Here is a 17,759-nt window from a genome sequence, read left to right on the forward strand (position 1 = left end):
CCGGGCTACGGCGACTCCGCGCGATGTTTCACGTGAAACATCCTCGGATGCCCCATAGATGTTTCACGTGAAACATCCCCCTCCTCAGCTCGCCCGTGCCGGTACGCGGAGTGCGCGTCCGGCGAGCGCCGCCACGCCCGCGTAGATCACCGCGACTCCCAGGACGAGCACGACGGAGCGCCCGTCCCCGGGGAGTACCAGGGCGGAGGCTCCCGCGGCGCCGACGAAGGCGACGTTGAAGAGCACGTCGTACACCGAGAAGACCCGTCCCCGGTAAGCGTCCTCGACCTCGGACTGCACCACGGTATCGGTGGCGATCTTCGCGCCCTGGGTGATGACGCCGAGGAAGAAGGCGAGCGCCATCATCAGCGGCTCGACGAAGAACGGGCCCGCGAGCCCGACGAGCACCGCAGCGAGGGCCGCGCAGCCCGCGATCCAGCCGAGCGGGCCGAAGCGGCGGATCGCCCACGGGCTCAGCAGCGCCGCCACGAAGAATCCCACCGCCGAGAGGCCGAGGGCGAGCCCGAGCAGGGCGAGGCCGTCCTCCTCCGTGGTCGACCACGCGTACCGGCAGAGCATCAGCACGGTGACGGTGAGCGCCCCGTAGCAGAAGCGCAGGAGGGTCATCGCGGCGAGCGAGCGCGCCGCGGGACGGCGGGCGGGGGCGGCGAGGTGACGCAGGCCCTGGAGGAGCCCCTGTGCGGACGCCGCGAGTGCGGCGCGTACGTGGGCGCGGGGGCGTTCCTCCAGACCCGGACCGAGCGCGTCGACCGGGATGCGGAGCGAGGCGAGCGCGGCGGCGAGGTAGAGCGCCGCGCCCAGCAGCAGGACGGCGGCGTCCGAGTCCCAGCCGAGGAGCCGGACAAGGAAGGCCAGACCACCGCCCGCCGTGGCGGCGAGAGTCCCGGCGGTCGGGGAGAGCGCGTTGGCCACGACGAGGCGGGGGCCGTCGACGACCCGGGGCAGCGCGGCGGAGAGGCCGGCGAGGACGAAGCGGTTGACCGCGGTGACGCACAGGGCCGCCACGTAGAAGAGCCAGTCGGGGATGCGGGCGAGGATCAGCACGGCCGTGAGCGAGGCCAGCAGCACGCGCAGCAGGCTTCCGTACCAGAAGACCTGACGGCGCCGCCAGCGGTCGAGGAAGACGCCCGCGAAGGGACCCACGAGGGAGTACGGGAGCAGCAGGACGGCCATCGCGGAGGCGATCTGGCCCGGGGTGGCCTGTTTCTCGGGGGAGAAGACGACGTAGGTGGCGAGACCGACCTGGAAGACACCGTCCGCGGCCTGGGAGAGCAGCCGCACGGCGAGCAGGCGGCGGAAGCCTCCCAGCTTCAGCAGGAGACGGAGATCGGGGACGACAGCCATGCGGCACAGCTTCACACGCGTGGTACGGGTCGCCGCGCACAGGTACGGCGAAGGGGCCCGTACCGGTGCGGTACGGGCCCCTTCTGGACACGCGGTTCCCGGCGCTCACCCCGGCAGGGGCGGCGAGCCGGACGGGGTGTCAGCCGCTCAGCGCTCGACCTCGCCGCGGATGAACTTCTCGACGTTCTCGCGGGCCTGGTCGTCGAAGTACTGGACCGGCGGGCTCTTCATGAAGTACAAGGTGCGTCCCCGCCCGAATCATTTCCAAACTGCGAGGTCAGGCAGGGAATTCGTGCGCTGGATGACGCGCCGCATGATGCCACTGGGGGAATTCTGGGTGATCTTTTCAGCGTGTGCGAGGAGGAGCCGGTCGAGGGTGGGCGCCGCCGAGCGGGGGGAGAGCCGGAGCCGCTCGGTGAGGGACTGCTCCCACAGCATCGTCAGCCCGCGCATCAGGTCCGCGCGCATCTCCGGGAGGACGTGCGAGTAGATGCCGGGCACGGACCGGTCCACGTGCCCCATGCGCTCGTCCTTGAGGACCTTCGGCGTGCCCAGCCAGTCCATCCAGCTCTTACCGATGTGCCGCCCGAGGTGCGGTGTCCACCCCCGCAGGATGGGCGCCCAGCAGCCGCTCGCCCGCTCCCCCGAGTAGCGTCCCCGCAGGACCACGCCGGGGAACTCAGAGTCCACGTCGACGGGCACCGGGTAGGCCGGGTCGTGCTCTCCCCGGGACGGGAACCACCCCGTGGCCGCGGGGGTGGAGATCGCGTGCCGCCAGTCGCTGCGGGCGCTGTGCGGCCCGTACTTGGGCGGCCCGCCCACGCCCAGCTCCTCCTCGGCCGCGAGCACCAGGTCGCGCCGCCGCGCGCTCACGAGGTGCGGGGCCGTGTGGACGCGGGAGACGACGGCGCGGGAGACGCCCGCCGCGCGCGCCACCTCGTCGCGCGTGGGCCCTGGCAGCGGGCGCCGGTCCACGAAGAGCGTGGCCTGTTGGTGGCACTCGCAGGGCGCCGGGGGGCGGCGGCGCATCTGCTCCAGGACGAGCGCCTGCATGAACGGCGGCGTATCCACCCACCGGCGCGAATCATCTTTCGGCGCCGCCCAGTCCCACGTGCCGTCCCGCCGCTGGTACAACTGCCACTCGATGCGCTGGCGCGGGCCGCGCGCGTGCACGTGCGTCGTGGTCATCCCGATGCTCTCGCCCCAACGCTTCATCATGTAGACGAGGTCGAGGACCTGGACGAACTCATCATCCCGGCGGGCGAGGATCGCCGAGCGTTCGGCGATGAGCAGCACGCCGAGCGGTGACGTCGTGGGCTTCTCGGGCCCCCGGTTGTCCGTGCGCCCCTCGCGGCCCGAGCGCCGGCCCCGACGCGCCGAGGGCTTCGCCGCAGGGTTCGAGGTGAGCGGCACCCCGGCCGCGATGGCGTCCTCCAGGATCAGGTGGAGGACGGCGCGGTACGTCTCCACGCTCGACGCCGCGTACCCGGCGGCACGCTCGGCCTGCATCCAGGCCCGTACCGCCTCGGCCGTGATGTCCGTGAGCACGACGTCCCCGACGGCGGGCAGGATGTGGGATTCGATGTGGTCGCGGTAGTTGTCGAGCGTGGACGCGGCCAAGTCCTGCTCGGCGAACCACGTCTGGACGTACTCGGCCAGTGTGGGTTGTGTGCGCCGGTCGACGTACGGCTTCCGCGACTCGGCGAGCGCGGCCTCCGCGCGGTCCGCGGCTTGCTTCGCGTCCCGGCGCCGCGAGTACTTGATCACGGCGCCGGTCGAGTCCTTCACCGTCGCGTACCGGCCGGGGGCGACCTTGTACCGCCCCCGGTAGTAGACGCTGCGGACGTCCCCGCGCTTCTCCCCGTATCCCACGACCCCCGCCTTCCTGGGGTACCGCCTGGGTCAGCGGGTCGGTACCCGGTCGAGAGGGGGCACCGGCACCGGCCCGAGACCGAGCGGCACCGTCTCCCCCTGCCACAGCTGAAACCACGTGCGCGGCCGGATCACGCCAGCCGCAAGCGTGTTGAGCGCGGCAACCTCGTCCGGCAGGAACAGCCCCCTGTTGAGGACGAAGCGGACGCCCCCGCGCGTCTCCGTCGCGTATCCCGGCACCGGCAGGTCCGTCGCCGAGAGCTGATATTCGATCACCGCGCCCCCTCGCATCGTGACTCACCGTGAGCACAGTGCTCGTGTGGCATATGCACACGGTGCAACTCTCGTCACTCTACAAGCGCAATCGGACACACGGGAGGGCGAATTTGTTCGATCACCCGTTCGAGTTCGAACGACGTGCGCGCTCGTCCGCCTCGATCATCGCTCGCCACCGCCTCTGGTCGCCCGGCGTCATCCCCGCCAGGTGCGCCACCACCACGCGCACGTCATCCGGGAAACCGCCCAGCTCCGTTGCTTCGTAGTCGAGGAACTGTGCAGCCGCCGCCGCTTTGACCACCTCGACTGGGCGGCCGACAGCAGCAGCGATTCCCCGTAGCTGCTCCCGGTCGGGGGCCTTCGAGATGTTGTTCGTGCTGAGCTTCTGGAGATATGGCTTCGACACGGGGTGTCCTGCGGCTGCGGCTCTCTCTGCCAGTGCGTTCAGTGAGGTCGTGCGCTTGCCGCCCGCGCCCTCATCAAGCGCGGCGCGGACGAGCTGGCTGAGCTGGTCGCGGTCCAGATCGCGTGTAAGCCGATCCGGGATATCGGGGCCGGCCGCCCGCCGAGCCTCCTGCTCCCGGGCCCTCTCTGCTTCCATGCCTGCCTCTCCCGCGCGCATCGGACAACCGTGTGTATCAGTGGGCGCCCCGCTGTTCTGGAAAAGATCCAGGTCGGAGCGCACAACCATTCCGGATCGTAGCTGTTCCGTATCAGGAAGAGCGTAGCGCTCGGGGATAGCGCACGAAAACTGCACATCAGGCCACGCCCGCTCCTGACCGAATCGGTCTCGTTTGTAGACGAAAGGGGGCCGCTCATGCTTAGCTGTTCCCGTTCGTAGCCGAAACGGTCGCGAAACGGAGACACCCGCATGGCCCGCTACACCCTCCTCTCCCGGGACGCACTGCGCTGGATCACCCAGCACCCCGGGCGAGGCGAGCCGTACACGGTGCGGGCCCTCGCCAGCGCAGCAGCCGTACCGCAGGGCACTGTCGGCCACCTCCTCACGGGGCGGATGACGTCGCTCACGGAGGCGCAGGCGCGAGCCTTGGCCGCCGCACTCGGCGTCGGCGTGCGGGTCCTCTTCGACCCCGCGCCGTCTACAAACGAGAACACCACCGAGCACACCCGCGCACGAGAGGAGAGCACCTCATGGAGCGACGCCCCCAGATCCCACCCCCGGGACTGATCTACGTCGAGGACACCCCGGACGGGCCCGGCATCGCCACCCGGCTCGGCATCCGCCCCGGCACCTACCGCCGCTGGCGAATGCAGGGCACCGGCCCGCACGCCTGGAAGATCGGCAAGCGCGTCGTGAGCAGGCCCGAGCTGGTCGACGCGTACCTGCGCGGCCTGGAGCACGGCGGGCAGACGAGGGCCGCCGCGTGAGCGCCCTGCCCCGCCTGCACACCGCCGACGAGGTCGCCGCCGCGCTCGGCGTGTCCGCCTGGTGGGTGCAGGAGCAGGCGCGACGGGGCCGCGTACCGGTCACCCGCGCCGGGGGCCGGGTCCGCTTCACGGACCGGCAGTTCCAGCAGCTCCTCGCGCTCCTGGAGCAGCCCGCCGCCCCGCCCATCACCCGCACCACCGCCGGACGCCGCGCACCGGCCGCCCGCACGGACGCCACCGCGCCCACCGCGCCGGTCGTACAGCTCGTCGCCCGCACCCCGCGCCGCAAGCGCACCGCGTAACGAAAAGCGGGGCCGCCCGGACGGCTATCCGGGACGAGCCCCTCGGACACCTCAACCACCCAAGAGATGAGGCCCCGTGAACATCAAGATTACCGGCCCCGCCGAGCGCCCCGCGCGCGAGGACTGGCAGGCCGACAGCTTCGCCGACCTCCGCCCGCTCGCCGCCGCCCTCGCCGCGCTCGCCGAGATGTACCCGGGCCTGCCGCCCGTGCGCTTCACCGCCGACCCGAGCAAGGACAACCCGCGCCTCACCCTCGCCGCAAGCGCACCGCACGACTTCGAGCTGTGGCGCAACGCCTTCCAGGTCCCCGCCGACCGCGTCGACCTCGTCGTCACCGAGGTCGGTGAGCCCTGGCTGCGGCTCCTCACCGTCTTCGCCGGGGTCGAGGTCCTCCTCCTCGGCTACGGCCTCACCCTCACCACCGTCGCCACCATGGCGGCCGGGGAGCAGGTGGCCGCATGAGCACCAACACGGCGATGAAGCCGCTCACCACCGACCAGCACACCCTTGGCCGCATCGAGCGCGGCGAGATCCGCGCCGGGCGCGAGGCCGCCCGCGAGATCGCCGCCCGCGCCGAGGCCGCGTACGGCGACGTCTGGCCCGCCGACCACGCATGGGCGCAGGCCGTCACCGCCGTCGCGCAGAAGGACGGTGCCCAGTGAGCACGGCCCGAGCCGCGCTGTACAGCGCCGTCATGAGCGGACAGCAGCACTCCCCCGACAACAGCGAGCGCGCGAGCGCCCTCCTCGACGCCTTCGCCGCCGAGGTCCGCACCGAGGCCCTGCGCCCCGTGCTCGACCTCTGCGACCGGGCCGAACGGCAGGCCACCCGCTGGGAGAACCCGCTCGCCGTACCCGGCTGGGTTCCCGCCGTCCGCGACGCCGCCGCCGAGCCCGCCCCGGTCCTGCTCACCGAGGCACAGCAGACGCCCGCCTACACGAAGGAGACCGGTCGGTGAACCGCCTCATCCCCCTCATGCATCAGGCGCTCCTCGGCGCCCTCGCCGCCAGCGTCGTCATCAGCGTCGCCTGGCTCATCCTCGGCGAACCGCCCACCTGGTGGGTCACCTTCCTCGGCGCCGACTTCCTCGCCGTCCTCGTCTCCACCGCCGTCAAGCGTCGCCGCCGCCGCGAAGCCCGCAGCCTCGACGCGGCGTACGAGCGCCCGGCGTTCGGGGAAGAGCAGTGACCACCCGCGACGTAGACGACCGCCTCGACGTCACGCCCGGCGACGAGGAGTGCCTGCCCGAGCTGATCGACGGAGTGCCGTACGGCTGCGGCTCCTGCGAGGCGTGCGCGATGCAGGCCGACACCGAGGAGCTTGAGGCCGAGGAGTACGGGCTCGCCGAGCCGTACGACTGCTGACCACCTGACCGGCCGCCCGCCCGCGCTCTCCCCCCGAGCGGGCGGGCGGCCACCCCCACCGAAGGAGCGCACCGTGGCGAAGACCTCGGGCAGCGACGAGACCGGCCAGACCATGGCCGACCGGATCGCCGACCTCATCACCGACACCGCCGTCAACGCCCCCCGCTCCCTCCAGAAAAGGATCGGCCCGTCCGGCGTCGGCAACCCCTGCTCGCGGGCCCTCGCCTATCACCAGCTCGACTGGCCGCAGCCGTCCGCCCGCCAGGAGGTCATCGCCCCGGTCATCGGCACCGGGTTTCACGGCTGGATGGAGGAGGCGTTCCAGCGGCGGCAGACCGCCATGCCGGACGGTCGGCCCCGCTACCGCATCGAGGAGCGCGTCACCGTCCGCCCCCACCCGATCGAGGCCCGCATCGTCGCCGGATCGTCCGACCTGTACGACCGGCTGAGCCGCACCGTCTGGGACTGGAAGCTCGTCGGCAAGAGCAGCCTGGAGAAGTACCGGAGGAGCGGGCCCGGCGAGCAGTACCGCATCCAGGCCCACCTCTACGGCCTCGGCCAGGAGAACGGGGGCGAGCAGCCCCAGCGCGTCGCCATCTGCTTCGTCGGCCGGTACCACGAGCTGATCGTGCACGTGTGGACCGAGCCGTACGACCGGCAGGTTGCCCTCGACGCGCTCGCCCGCCTCGACGCGATCACCGACCAGTGCACCCCGCCCGACGACGGCCGCCACGACCCGTACGACACCGCGTTCTTCGCCCAGTTCCCCACGAGCGAGCTGGCTAAGTGCCGGTTCTGCGAGTGGTTCAAGCCCGGCTCGGCTGACCTCGCGGTCGGCTGCCCCGGCATCACCAAAACCGAAGACCGGCCCGCGCGGCACGGCTTCGAATCCCTCATCGCAGCATAGAGAAGAGAGCAACCAGCATGGACGCGAACCAGTTCCTCATGGGCGGCGGCGGCGCCCCCACCGCGAAGTTCCCCACCTTCGGCACCGTCGTGGGCGGGCCCATCACCGAGCCGCCGAGCGTCGAGCAGCAGCGCGACATCTCCAGCGGCGAGAACAAGTTCTGGTCGGACGGCAACCCGATGATGCAGCTCGTCGTCACCGTCCAGACCGACGAGCGCGACCCCAGCATCGAGGACGACGACGGCCGCCGCCGCCTCTTCATCAAGGGCCTCATGAAGAACGCCGTGCAGGACGCCGTCCGTACGGCCGGGGCGCCCGGCCTGGAGGTCGGGGGCATCCTCCGCGTCCGCTACGACAGCGACGGCGTCCCGAAGCAGCGCGGTTTCAGCGCGCCCAAGATCTACTCGGCGCACTACACCCCGGCCGCCACCGCGCACCTCCAGGCGCCCGCCGCCCCCGCGCCCGCCCCCGCTCTGGCCCCCGCTCCGGCCCCGGCGCCCGCGCCCGCTGCGGCCCCGGCGCCCGCCGCCGACCCGTGGGCCACCAACCCCGCCCCGGCCGCGCAGAGCCCGAAGGTCGCCGCCGTGCAGCAGGCCGCGGGCGAGCCCCCGTTCTAAACCCGCGCCCGACTCCGGCCGCGCCGCCGAGGCACAGACCGGCGGCGCGGCCGGCACCAACGCAGAACCCCCGCCCGGGGATAGCGGGCGGGGATCAACACACGATCCCACAGGAGAACCACATGCCCAGCATCACCGTCTCCGAGCTGCGCCGCATGCTCAAGCAGGTCACCCCGCACGTGCCCACCGACCTCGACCTGCCCATCTCGCACCTCCTCCTGGAGCAGCGCGACGGCTGGCTGTATGCCGTGGGCACCGACCGGTACACCCTCGCCGTCTCCCGCCGCGCAGTCGGCAACAACGGAGACGCCCACGGGGTACTCCCCGCCGCGCAGATCCCCGCCCTCACCGCCTGGCTCAGCGATCGCGCCGTCGACTGGGCGGACGCAACCCTCACCCTCAACGGGCGGCACGGCGTCGAGGTGCGCGTCGACGGACACGGCCAGCTCCGGGCCGAGGCGAACGACTACCAGAAGCCCGTGCGCAACTGGCGTGCCATGATCCTCGCCCAGCTCCGCCGCGAGCCCGCCGCCGTGCCGCTCACCGCGTTCACCTCCGAGTACCTCGCCCGTTGGCAGCACGCGGGCTCCGCGCTCACCGCGTGGCAGGCCGATCCCGGTGCGCCGCTCGTCATCACGGGCGAACACCCGCAAGGGGACGTGGTGTGCGGCGATTTCATCGGCATGCAGATGCCCTGCCGCGTGCTCTCCACCACCCGCGAGCAGATCGTGGACGCGTGGACCGAGCCCCTCGCCCAGACCACGGTCGACGGCACCACGTACGACCTCCGCGCCACCTGGCTCGACGCGGACGGCGACCCGTGGACCTGGAACGGCTCGACCGACAACGGCATGCCGCTCATGGTCCTCGACGGCTGCGAGACGGACCCGTACCGCCTCGACACGCTCGTCACCGAGCACGGGCCCCTCCGCCGCGCCTGATCCTCCCCCCCCGTTGCCGAGCTGTAGACGCCGAGGCATGCCCTCGGCGTCTACAAACGGGAACGAAAACGAAACAAACGAGAACACCCGTACCGCACGCAGGAGTTGCGCCTTGAGCACCACACCACCCGACACGCTCACCGCAGCGCTCGCCTGGCACGCCGCCGGGGCGAGCGTCGTCCGGGTGGCCACCACCGGCACGAAGCGACCGGTGGGCGAGTGGAAAGCGCTCATGACCACCCGCGCCGACGAAGCGACCGTGCGCGGCTGGTTCGAGGACGGGCACCCCGGCGTCGGCATCATCCTCGGCGCCGTCAGCGACGGCCTGGAGATGCTGGAGTTCGAGGGGCGCGCCATCGCCGAAGGCTTCGGCCGCGAGTTCACCGAGATCGCCGAAGCCTCCGGGCTAGGCGACACCTGGGCGCGCCTGCGCGCCGGATACACCGAGACGTCCCCCTCCGGGGGCGTGCACATCGTCTACCGCGTCACCAGCGGGCCCGTCCTCCCCAACACCCGCCTCGCCCGCCGCCCCTCCACGCCCGCCGAGCTGGAAGCCGCGCCGGGGCAGCGCACGCAGGTCCTCATCGAAACCCGCGGCGAAGGCGGGTTCGTCGTCGTCGCCCCGTCGTACGGGCCCGTCCACCCGAGCGGCCTCCCCTGGACCCTCACCGCCGGCGCCCCCGACACCGTCGCCACCATCACCGCCGACGAACGCGACGCGCTCTTCACCATCGCCCGCATGCTCGACCAGCAGCCCGACCCCACCCCGACCGCGCCCGCTGCTCCCCGCACGGCCGCCGACGCCTTCCTCACCGGCAGCACCGGCAGCACTGGCGGCGCCCGCGACGGGCTCACCCCCCTCGACGACTACGAGGCCCGCACCGACTGGGCCGAGATCCTCACCCCCTGCGGCTGGACCCTCCTCCGCACCGCGTCGGACGGCACCCGCTACTGGCGGCGCCCCGGCAAGACCGGGCCCGGCGTCTCCGCCACCACCGGACACTCCTCCGACCGCGACCGCCTGTTCGTCTTCTCCTCCTCCACCGAGTTCGAGCAGGAGAAGCCCTACACCAAGCCCGGCGCGTACGCCCTCCTGGAGCACGGCGGCGACCACAGCGCCGCCGCCCGCCGCCTGCGCCAGCTCGGCTTCGGCGAGCGCCGCACCCCGCCCGCCCGACACCTCGCCGCCGTCCCCGCCCCCACCGACGAGGCCGCGCCAGCGCCCGCCCCGGCGGCAGTCGAGGGCACCGCCGTCCTCAAGGTCGCCGAACCCCCCGCGCCCGCACGCGGCACCGACTGGCCGTCGTCCTTCACCGATGACGGCAACGCCCTCCTCTTCGCCGACGCCCACGCCCACGAACTGCGCTACGTCGCACAGCGCGGCGCCTGGCTCCGGTGGGAGGGCCACCGCTGGGCGTGGGACGACACCGGCCATTCCACCGAACTCGCCCGCCACCTCCTCCGCGCCCTCGACCCCGCCGCCCTGCCCGAGCACCTCACGAAGGCCGGGTGGAAGCACCGCGACCGCAGCCTCGGCCGCGGGGCGATCGCCGCCGCCCTCGGCCTCGCCCAGTCCGACCCCCGCTTGGCCGTCCGCGCCCCCCAGCTCGACGCCGAGCCCCGCCACCTCAACACGCCCGGCGGCATCGTCAACCTGGCCACCGGGGAGGTCATGCCGTCCGACCCGGCCGCCCTGCACACGCGCTCCACCAGCATTGCCCCCGACGCCAGCCTGCCCACCCCGCGCTTCCACCAGTACCTCGCCGACACCTTCGGCGACGACCGCGACCTCCTCGGCTTCGTGCAGCGCCTCGCCGGATACTCGGCGAGCGCCGACACCAGCACGCACGTCTTCCCGTTCCTCCACGGCCCCGGCGGCAACGGCAAGAGCGCCCTCATGGAGATGCTGGGCGGCCTCCTCGCCGACTACGCCGCGCCCGCCCCCGCCGGGTTCCTCATGGCCGGACGGCAGGAGCACTCCGAGGAGATCGCCCGCCTCCAGGGCCTCCGCCTTGTTGTCGCCTCCGAGGTCAACCAGGGCAGCAAGTTCGATGAGGCCAAGCTCAAGGAGCTGACCGGCGGCGACGACCTCACCGCCCGCTACATGCACGGCAGCTTCTTCACCTTCACGCCCACGCACCACCTGTGGCTCATGGGCAACCACCAGCCTCGCGTCCCCTCGGGCGGTGACAGCTTCTGGCGGCGCCTGCGCCTCCTGCCCTTCACGTACAAGGTGCCCGAGGACCGGAAGATCGACGGTCTCGCCAAGCAGCTCCTCGCCGAGGAGGGGCCCGGCATCCTCGCGTGGGTCATCGCCGGGGCCATCGCGCACTTCCGCGACGGCTTGCGCGAGCCCGAGTCCGTGAAGGCCGCGACACAGGCGTACGCGGCCGAAGAGGACCACATCGGCCGGTTCCTGGAGGACTGCTGCACACGGGGCCCTGCCGCCCACGTGCGTACCGAGACGGGCCGCGTACGGGGCGTCTACGAGCAGTGGTGCCACGGCGAGGGCGAGCCCGCCATGGACGCGCGCTCGTTCGGCAGGGAGTTGAAGGCGCGCGGCATCGTCCGCAAGCCCTCCTCGGGCAAGTACTTCTACGCCGGTCTCGGGCTGCGCGCCGAGGGCGACGCCGACGAGCGGACCGGGTGGTGACCGCCGTGGCCCGGATCATGCACGGCCGAGTGCCGTTGCCAGTGCCGTTGAGTGCCGTTGCAGTGCCGTTGCGAGTGCCGTTGAAAAGGGTCCGTCTTCGCAGGTCACAGCGTTGGAGTGCCGTTAGTGCCGTTGGATTCCAATTTCGGTCTCACACACGCACGCACACGCGCACATGCGAGGCAACAGGTTCGGTTTCAACGGCACTAACGGCACTCAGCCCCGCGAACTGCGTGCTGACCTGCGGCAACAGCAGTGCCGTTGACCTCACCAGCAACGGCACTCGTACGGCACTCGCAACGGCACTCCACCCCGGCGGTGCCCGATGAGCGGCCCCCTGCGGCCCGACATCGCCGCGAAGATCGCCCGCACCGCCGACGCCGTCACCGAGAGAGCATGCCGCCGCTGCGGTGCCCCAGTCCTCGCCGGACTCGCCGGCCACGTCGCCGCCCTCGACGTCGTCGCCGACCCCACCCCTCTCGACCCCGCCGCCGAGATCGCCGCCCTCCTCGAAGGCCGCATGACCTGGTGCATCACCACCAGCCCCTGGACAGCCCCCCGCGTCCTGTGGCGCGACCGCTGGCACGCCAGCGTGCCCTGCCCGCACCACGTCGTACGCGACCACCGCTGCCCACCCCAACCCGTCCAGGAGACCCTGCTGTGACCGTCCGCCGCTTCACCATCGAACTGCCCGCCGGGCTCCCGCTCTTGAACTCGAACCGGCGCCCGCACCACCACGAGCGCCACACGAAGACCCGCGCGCTCCGCACGGCCGCGCACGAGGCCGTCATGGCGAACCCGGACCTCGTTGCCGCGCTCGCCGCGGCGAAGCCCGGCCCGCTCTTCACGAAGGTTCACGTCCTCGGCATCCTCCGGCCCCGTACGGCGGGCCGCGCCGACCCCGCGAACTGGTACCCCAGCTTCAAGGCCGCCGTCGATGGCCTCGTGGACGCCGGGCTCGTGGACGACGACGACCACCATCACCTCCTCGGCCCCGACATGCGGCTCGGCGAGAAGACGCGCGGCGGGCAGCTCGTCCTCGTCGTCACCGACGCCGCCGCCGAGTCCGGGGCCGCCGCGTGATCCCCGACGCTGTCGCCGCCGTCGTCGCCGCCGTCATCGAGGAGCACCCGGCCGCCGCACCCGACCGGCTCGGCGTCCTCGTCGTCCAGGAGCTGCGCGCGCTCGGCTGGCACATCACCGCCCCGCCCGCCGCGCTCACCCCGCCCCGCCCCGTACGGGGTGCGGCGTGAAGCCCGCGCGGCGTGGACGTCCGCGCCCGTGCTCGATGCCCTGGCCTGGCCACGGCGTCCAGTACGCCCGCCCGTACGCGTGCGGCTGGCGGTGCGACCGCCACGCGCCGTGGGCCCTCGCCGGGCTCCCCGAGCCCACGCCGGGCCCCGGCCGCCCCGTACGGCGCCGCCAGTGACCGCCTACGTGACCGCCGTCTTCGCCGCCGCCCTCACCGCCCTCGCCTTCGGCCACCACCACACCCTCTTGGAGCACATCGTGAGCCCCGCCGCCCGCATCCTCTTCGCCCTCCACACCGCCGCCGGCCTCTTCCTCGCCTACTTGGCGGTCGTCTCCCTCACCCACCACGCCATCGGCTACGCCATCGCCCTCGGCGCGTGCGCGTTCCTCGAACTCGTCGTCGCCTCGCTTCGGCAGCTCGCCGTCGCCGAGGCCAACGAGGAGGCCGCCCTCCTGGAGGCCGAGCTGGTCGCCGCCCGCCGCGAGGAGACGAACCGATGAGCAGCAGCGGATACGACGGCATCAGCCTGGCCGGGCGCTGGGAGTGCGGCGCCTGCGGAGCGGCCGGAGATGGCTGGTGGGACGAGGACGACGGCCTGGTCCTCCAGGACGACGAGGGCCAGACGGTCCAGCACGAGTGCGCGGAGGCGACCCGATGAGCGACGCCTACTCGGCCGACAGCCTGGTCGTCCTCGTTGGCCCGCCCGGCTCAGGCAAGAGCACCGCCGCCAGGTGCTGGCCATCCGCCGCCCGCGTCTCCCTCGACGCGTACCGCGCCCTCTGCACCGGCAGCGAGGCCGACCAGACCGCCAACGTTGAGGCCCGCGTCATCCAGCGCCTCATCATCAGCACGCGCCTCGAGCGCGGCCTGCCCGTCGTCGTAGACAGCACGAACACCAGCGAGGACACGCGGGCGTCCCTTCTCCGGCTCGCCCGCCACCACGGCCGAGAGGCGCACGCCGTGCTTCTCGACACCCCGCTCGCCGCATGCCTCGCCCGCAACGCCGCCCGAGCCCGCCGCGTGCCCGAGGCCGTCATCCGCGCCAAGCACGCCGAGATGCCCAGCCGCGCCGCCCTCCTCGCCGAGGGCTTCGCAACCGCCACCCTTTGGAGCGCCCGATGACCACCCGCCGCTTCACCCCCGCCGCCCTCGAAGCCATCGGCGTCCCCTTCGAACTCGACGGAGACGGCTGCGCCGCCGAGATCCGCGACCGCGTCATCGGCTCGGAGCGCTGGACGCACGTGCACGAGCTGATCTTCCGGGCCCCGGACGACGGCAAGGCGTACCTCGTGCACTACGAAGTCGGCGCCACGGAGCACCAGGACGGCATCGACCCGTGGCACCGGCACGGCGCCACCGTGAAGGCCGTGGAGGTCGTCGAGCGGCACGCGCTCGTGACGCGCTGGGCGCCTGTGACGGACGAAGTGGGCCCAGCGGGTGTTCTTGGGGAGATCGCCGCCGAGCGGTCCGCGCAGAACGCCCGCTGGGCCCCCCACGACCTCACGGACGGCACCGGGAGCAAGAGCCAGGCCCTCGACGTGGAGAGCGCGCGCAGGCAACGCGACGACCTCCTCGGCATCGGCTACGGCACCTGGGTCGATGCCCTGGGCGTGCAGGTCGCCAAGGCGGCTGCCGAGCGCGACCCGCAGCGTTTGCGCGCCGAGCTGGTCCGGGTCGCCGCCGTCGCCACCGCCTGGATCGACGCCATCGATCGCCGCTCCTGCACCGCCGACCACCCCACCGAGGAGACCATCCGATGACCGACTTCTACCTCCGCGCGGTGCGGTCCCTGCACCGCGATGCCTACGCCGGGACGCCGGACGCGGGCCGCTCCTGCGGCGCGGGCTGCGGCGCCTGGCCCTGTGCCACCCTCCGCGTCCTGGACTTGGCCCCAAGCGCGCAGGCCGCCCCCGTGTGTACCTGCGTATCCGGTAATCCGATGGACTATGACGGCCCGCAGCAGGACTGCCCCAAGCATGGCGACCCGCAGGTCCTCGGATACTGCCCCCTGGATCAGCATGAGCAGTGGAGGGCTGAATGCGAGCGCCTAAGCAACGAGGTCGAGGAGCTGCGGGCCACGGTGACGCAGCTACGCGCCGAGCTGGGCAAGGAGAAGTGGGCGCGCGGCGAGAGGCCCGAGGCGAATGTCCGCCTGCGCGCTGAGCTGGCCGAGGAGCGGCGGCAGCACAGCAACACGATCGACGCTGTAGCAGCCCTCCGGGCCGCCGTGCTCCGCGAGGCCGCCGACGAGGCCGAGGCGGAGAACGCGTCCTGTCCCGCCGTCATCTTGTGTCAGCCGTGCGCCACCCGCGCCCTCGTCGCGCGTCGTCTCCGCCGCCTCGCCGACGAGACGAAGGAGACCCGCCGATGAGCGTCTGCGCCCTGTGCGAGCACCACGAGACGCCCGACGTGCTGTGCCTCGGCTGCACCGCGGCGACCGCCGACCGCCTCGACCGCATGCCGCGCCTCTACGAGGCCCTCGCCGGATGGCTGCCGCCCGGCTCCGCCAGCAGCGCGCCGACAGGCCCCCGCGTCGAGGCGCCCCTGCCCGTGTCCCTGCCCGTCCTCTCGATGCGCGGGCCCGGCGGCATCGTCGGCGTCCTGGAGGACTGGCGCAGCGCGATGCAGGCCGCGCGCGCCTGGGGCGAGCCGCACGTCACCGGGGACACCGCGCAGCGCGTACGGGCCGCCGCGCGCGGCCTCGCCGTCAACCTCGACTGGATGGCCGCCGAGTGGCAGCCCGTAGCCGTCCTCGCCGCCGAGCTCCGCGACCTGGAGCGCCAGGTGCGCGAGCTGGTCGACCCGGCGCCGGCCGAAGAGCGCGGGATGCGCCTCGGCGCCTGCCCCGCCGACGTGGGCGAGGGGCAGGTGTGCGGGGCCGTGCTCCGCTACCGGCGCGGCGAGCAAGCCGTGACGTGCCGGTGGTGCGGCAGCACGTACCCGCGCGGCATGTGGGCGGTCCTCGGCGCGCTGGTGGTAGCCGATGAGGGTGCGCAGACAGTGCCGCTCACGAGCGCCGACGTCGCCTACCGTGCGGCGCTCGGCGTGCCGCGGGACGGGCGCCTGCCATCCGCCCTCGGCAACGCGTAGCGAACTGGGGCACTGTGTGCTCTACTGTTCCCGTTCGTAGACGAGTCGTCTACGAACGGGAACAGTAAGAAGGGCGGGCGGCAGCTCCCGGCGGTGCTCGAACACCGCCAGGGCGCGCGCGCCGCCCGGCCCCGACCAACACCATCCTGATCTCAGCAGGAGGCACCGGCCATGGCCGATCATCCCACGCGGCGTACCCGCACGTCCGCCCCGCACTGCCCGAGCAGCGGCCCCGACATGGACGAGGCGCTGCGCCGCGCCCGCGCCGAGCAGCCCCTCCACGCCTTCCCCGCGCCGCTCACCATCCAGCGCAACGCCCGCATCAACACCCCCGCGCTCCTCCGGCAGATCGCCGAGCGCCTGGAGGCGTACGCACCCGGCGACCGCATGCACGAGGAAACCCGCCAGGCCGCCGCCCTCACCTGGGCCGTACGCCGACACGGCTACGCGGACCGCGCCTACGAGGCCGAACTGCTCGTCCTCCGCGTCGCGCCCCGCGTCGAGCTGGGCACCACCCGCGGCGAGTACGCCGCCATCCTCCGCCGCACCGCCCGCCGCCTGGAGGAGCAGCGGTGAACGCCCCCCGCCACGACCCCCTCGGCTGGCTGGCCATGCTCGCCTGCATCGTCATCGCCGCCCACGGCGAGTGGTCCCTCGCGGTCCAGGCGGGCTATCAGCCCTACGTCGCCGCCGCCCTCCCCGTCGCCGTCGACGCCTACGCGATCCGCTCGATGCAGGCCGGCCGCGAGGTGCTGGCCCCGGTCCTCCTCATGGTCGCCACGAACGCGGCGGCCCACCTCGTCCACGCCGAGCTGCTCCACGTCGGGCCCGCCCTCGTCGTCGCCGTCTCCGCCATCGCCCCCGTCGTCCTCTGGCGCGTCCACGCGCTGCGTCGCGAGCACGACCAGGAGCACGAGGCGGCGCCCGCCGACGAGCGGCCGGAACCGCTGTGGGCCGCGCCGGAACCGCCGGAACCCGAGCCGGAACCGCAGCCGGAACCCGCGCTCGTCCTCGGCCCGTTCACGCCCCTTGCGCAGCTTCACCCGGCACCCACAGCCGAACCGGCCGGAACCGGGCCCGAGCAGGCCGGACGCGGGGCGGACGAGCGCACGGAACCCGAGGCGGAACCCACAGCGCCGCAGGCGGAACCCGAGCCGGGACCGGAAGGGCCCGGCGGGCAGTTCGGCGAGGACGTCAAGACCGCGCGCCGCTGGCTCGCCGACGACCCGACCCTCACCGGAACCGCCATCGGAACCAAGCTCGGCAAGTCAGACTCGTACGGGCGCCGCGTCCGCCGCGAAGCCCACGCCCTCGCCCTCGCGGGTGCGAGCACCTGAACGCGTACGCCACCATGGGGACATGACCCACCCCGTCCTCGTGGACCCGTACGCCGCCGAGGCCGCCACCGGCATACGACCCGACCTCATCCGCCAGTGGCTCAGGCGCGAGCACCTCACCCACCACGGCTACGACCGCTTCGGGCGCGTCCTCGTGGACCTCCGCGAGGTCCAGGCGCGGCAGGAGCGGGCGGCAGCTTGACCAGCAGCGACACCACCTGTCACAGTGAGGGCACGTCCGGCGTGCCCGCACACGGACACTGAGCCACCCGAGGGCCCCCGCCGACACCGGCCGGGGGCCCTCGTCGTGTCACAGAACAGCCACACCCCCTGCCACACCCACGCCCCGTGCGCGAGCCTGGACCCTCACACCGAGCCGCGTCCTGGGGGGAC

At 73.0% G+C, this 17,759-nt stretch carries 28 protein-coding genes; 24 read left to right on the top strand and 4 right to left on the bottom strand.

The window, feature by feature from the left end:
- Nucleotides 1-84: 84 nt before the first annotated feature.
- The 4 genes from ACIP4O_RS00220 to ACIP4O_RS00235 all read right to left on the bottom strand — a co-directional run bounded on the left by ACIP4O_RS00220 (nucleotide 85) and on the right by ACIP4O_RS00235 (nucleotide 4,114).
- Complete coding sequence (locus ACIP4O_RS00220) at nucleotides 85-1,365, bottom strand: MFS transporter (protein WP_401569614.1); 1,281 nt, start codon at nucleotides 1,363-1,365, stop codon at nucleotides 85-87.
- 258 nt (nucleotides 1,366-1,623) lie between these two features.
- Nucleotides 1,624-3,237, bottom strand: coding sequence for a LacI family DNA-binding transcriptional regulator (locus ACIP4O_RS00225; RefSeq protein WP_401569617.1), 1,614 nt, complete (start codon nucleotides 3,235-3,237; stop codon nucleotides 1,624-1,626).
- 30 nt (nucleotides 3,238-3,267) lie between these two features.
- Nucleotides 3,268-3,513 (bottom strand): hypothetical protein, encoded by a 246-nt coding sequence (locus ACIP4O_RS00230; protein ID WP_401569619.1) that lies wholly within the window; start codon nucleotides 3,511-3,513, stop codon nucleotides 3,268-3,270.
- Nucleotides 3,514-3,631: 118 nt separating this feature from the next.
- Nucleotides 3,632-4,114 carry a hypothetical protein gene (locus ACIP4O_RS00235; protein ID WP_401569622.1) on the bottom strand — a complete coding sequence of 161 codons (483 nt, stop codon included), beginning with the start codon at nucleotides 4,112-4,114 and terminating at the stop codon, nucleotides 3,632-3,634.
- A 270-nt stretch (nucleotides 4,115-4,384) separates the two neighbouring features.
- Here ACIP4O_RS00235 and ACIP4O_RS00240 point away from each other — a divergent pair, with 270 nt between their 5' ends.
- The 24 genes from ACIP4O_RS00240 to ACIP4O_RS00355 all read left to right on the top strand — a co-directional run bounded on the left by ACIP4O_RS00240 (nucleotide 4,385) and on the right by ACIP4O_RS00355 (nucleotide 17,568).
- Entirely contained in the window at nucleotides 4,385-4,702 is a 318-nt protein-coding gene (locus ACIP4O_RS00240) for a hypothetical protein (RefSeq protein ID WP_401569624.1), read from the top strand.
- Entirely contained in the window at nucleotides 4,666-4,902 is a 237-nt protein-coding gene (locus ACIP4O_RS00245) for a hypothetical protein (RefSeq protein WP_401569627.1), read from the top strand. Before ACIP4O_RS00240 ends, ACIP4O_RS00245 begins: the two co-directional genes overlap by 37 nt.
- Nucleotides 4,899-5,204, top strand: coding sequence for a DNA-binding protein (locus ACIP4O_RS00250; protein ID WP_401569629.1), 306 nt, complete (start codon nucleotides 4,899-4,901; stop codon nucleotides 5,202-5,204). The genes ACIP4O_RS00245 and ACIP4O_RS00250 overlap by 4 nt, the downstream gene beginning before the upstream one ends.
- 76 nt (nucleotides 5,205-5,280) lie before the next feature.
- Nucleotides 5,281-5,667, top strand: coding sequence for a hypothetical protein (locus tag ACIP4O_RS00255; protein WP_401569631.1), 387 nt, complete (start codon nucleotides 5,281-5,283; stop codon nucleotides 5,665-5,667).
- Nucleotides 5,664-5,867, top strand: a complete 204-nt coding sequence (locus ACIP4O_RS00260) for a hypothetical protein (RefSeq protein ID WP_401569632.1) — start codon at nucleotides 5,664-5,666, stop codon at nucleotides 5,865-5,867. Before ACIP4O_RS00255 ends, ACIP4O_RS00260 begins: the two co-directional genes overlap by 4 nt.
- Nucleotides 5,864-6,163, top strand: a complete 300-nt coding sequence (locus ACIP4O_RS00265) for a hypothetical protein (protein WP_401569635.1) — start codon at nucleotides 5,864-5,866, stop codon at nucleotides 6,161-6,163. The genes ACIP4O_RS00260 and ACIP4O_RS00265 overlap by 4 nt, the downstream gene beginning before the upstream one ends.
- The gene (locus ACIP4O_RS00270) at nucleotides 6,160-6,393 is read left to right on the top strand and encodes a hypothetical protein (protein ID WP_401569637.1); all 234 of its coding nucleotides are present in this window, start codon (nucleotides 6,160-6,162) and stop codon (nucleotides 6,391-6,393) included. The genes ACIP4O_RS00265 and ACIP4O_RS00270 overlap by 4 nt, the downstream gene beginning before the upstream one ends.
- Nucleotides 6,390-6,569, top strand: coding sequence for a hypothetical protein (locus ACIP4O_RS00275; RefSeq protein WP_401569639.1), 180 nt, complete (start codon nucleotides 6,390-6,392; stop codon nucleotides 6,567-6,569). Before ACIP4O_RS00270 ends, ACIP4O_RS00275 begins: the two co-directional genes overlap by 4 nt.
- Nucleotides 6,570-6,642: 73 nt before the next feature.
- Complete coding sequence (locus ACIP4O_RS00280; protein ID WP_401569641.1) at nucleotides 6,643-7,476, top strand: hypothetical protein; 834 nt, start codon at nucleotides 6,643-6,645, stop codon at nucleotides 7,474-7,476.
- Nucleotides 7,477-7,493: 17 nt separating this feature from the next.
- Complete coding sequence (locus ACIP4O_RS00285) at nucleotides 7,494-8,093, top strand: hypothetical protein (protein ID WP_401569643.1); 600 nt, start codon at nucleotides 7,494-7,496, stop codon at nucleotides 8,091-8,093.
- A 122-nt stretch (nucleotides 8,094-8,215) separates the two neighbouring features.
- The gene (locus ACIP4O_RS00290; RefSeq protein WP_401569646.1) at nucleotides 8,216-9,034 is read left to right on the top strand and encodes a phiSA1p31-related protein; all 819 of its coding nucleotides are present in this window, start codon (nucleotides 8,216-8,218) and stop codon (nucleotides 9,032-9,034) included.
- Nucleotides 9,035-9,146: 112 nt separating this feature from the next.
- Nucleotides 9,147-11,687: a phage/plasmid primase, P4 family gene (locus ACIP4O_RS00295; RefSeq protein ID WP_401569649.1), complete on the top strand. Its 2,541-nt coding sequence runs from the start codon at nucleotides 9,147-9,149 to the stop codon at nucleotides 11,685-11,687.
- Between the two features lie 325 nt (nucleotides 11,688-12,012).
- Nucleotides 12,013-12,351: a hypothetical protein gene (locus ACIP4O_RS00300; RefSeq protein WP_401569652.1), complete on the top strand. Its 339-nt coding sequence runs from the start codon at nucleotides 12,013-12,015 to the stop codon at nucleotides 12,349-12,351.
- A complete protein-coding gene (locus tag ACIP4O_RS00305; protein ID WP_401569654.1) occupies nucleotides 12,348-12,770 on the top strand; it encodes a hypothetical protein in 423 nt (140 codons plus the stop codon). Before ACIP4O_RS00300 ends, ACIP4O_RS00305 begins: the two co-directional genes overlap by 4 nt.
- Nucleotides 12,767-12,940, top strand: coding sequence for a hypothetical protein (locus ACIP4O_RS00310; protein ID WP_401569657.1), 174 nt, complete (start codon nucleotides 12,767-12,769; stop codon nucleotides 12,938-12,940). The genes ACIP4O_RS00305 and ACIP4O_RS00310 overlap by 4 nt, the downstream gene beginning before the upstream one ends.
- A gap of 172 nt (nucleotides 12,941-13,112) precedes the next feature.
- Entirely contained in the window at nucleotides 13,113-13,439 is a 327-nt protein-coding gene (locus ACIP4O_RS00315; RefSeq protein WP_401569659.1) for a hypothetical protein, read from the top strand.
- A complete protein-coding gene (locus ACIP4O_RS00320) occupies nucleotides 13,436-13,597 on the top strand; it encodes a hypothetical protein (RefSeq protein WP_401569662.1) in 162 nt (53 codons plus the stop codon). Before ACIP4O_RS00315 ends, ACIP4O_RS00320 begins: the two co-directional genes overlap by 4 nt.
- On the top strand, nucleotides 13,594-14,061 hold the full coding sequence (locus tag ACIP4O_RS00325; RefSeq protein WP_401569665.1) for an AAA family ATPase: 468 nt from the start codon (nucleotides 13,594-13,596) through the stop codon (nucleotides 14,059-14,061). The genes ACIP4O_RS00320 and ACIP4O_RS00325 overlap by 4 nt, the downstream gene beginning before the upstream one ends.
- Nucleotides 14,058-14,699, top strand: coding sequence for a hypothetical protein (locus ACIP4O_RS00330; protein ID WP_401569667.1), 642 nt, complete (start codon nucleotides 14,058-14,060; stop codon nucleotides 14,697-14,699). The genes ACIP4O_RS00325 and ACIP4O_RS00330 overlap by 4 nt, the downstream gene beginning before the upstream one ends.
- Nucleotides 14,696-15,310 (top strand): hypothetical protein, encoded by a 615-nt coding sequence (locus ACIP4O_RS00335; RefSeq protein ID WP_401569670.1) that lies wholly within the window; start codon nucleotides 14,696-14,698, stop codon nucleotides 15,308-15,310. Before ACIP4O_RS00330 ends, ACIP4O_RS00335 begins: the two co-directional genes overlap by 4 nt.
- The gene (locus tag ACIP4O_RS00340; protein WP_401569672.1) at nucleotides 15,307-16,029 is read left to right on the top strand and encodes a hypothetical protein; all 723 of its coding nucleotides are present in this window, start codon (nucleotides 15,307-15,309) and stop codon (nucleotides 16,027-16,029) included. Before ACIP4O_RS00335 ends, ACIP4O_RS00340 begins: the two co-directional genes overlap by 4 nt.
- A 171-nt stretch (nucleotides 16,030-16,200) precedes the next feature.
- Nucleotides 16,201-16,605 carry a hypothetical protein gene (locus ACIP4O_RS00345; protein ID WP_401569675.1) on the top strand — a complete coding sequence of 135 codons (405 nt, stop codon included), beginning with the start codon at nucleotides 16,201-16,203 and terminating at the stop codon, nucleotides 16,603-16,605.
- Nucleotides 16,602-17,366 carry a hypothetical protein gene (locus tag ACIP4O_RS00350; RefSeq protein ID WP_401569677.1) on the top strand — a complete coding sequence of 255 codons (765 nt, stop codon included), beginning with the start codon at nucleotides 16,602-16,604 and terminating at the stop codon, nucleotides 17,364-17,366. The genes ACIP4O_RS00345 and ACIP4O_RS00350 overlap by 4 nt, the downstream gene beginning before the upstream one ends.
- Nucleotides 17,367-17,388: 22 nt before the next feature.
- Nucleotides 17,389-17,568, top strand: coding sequence for a hypothetical protein (locus tag ACIP4O_RS00355; RefSeq protein ID WP_401569680.1), 180 nt, complete (start codon nucleotides 17,389-17,391; stop codon nucleotides 17,566-17,568).
- Nucleotides 17,569-17,759: the final 191 nt, after the last annotated feature.

Source organism: Streptomyces sp. NPDC088923 (genome assembly GCF_044749745.1).
Lineage (GTDB): Bacteria > Actinomycetota > Actinomycetes > Streptomycetales > Streptomycetaceae > Streptomyces.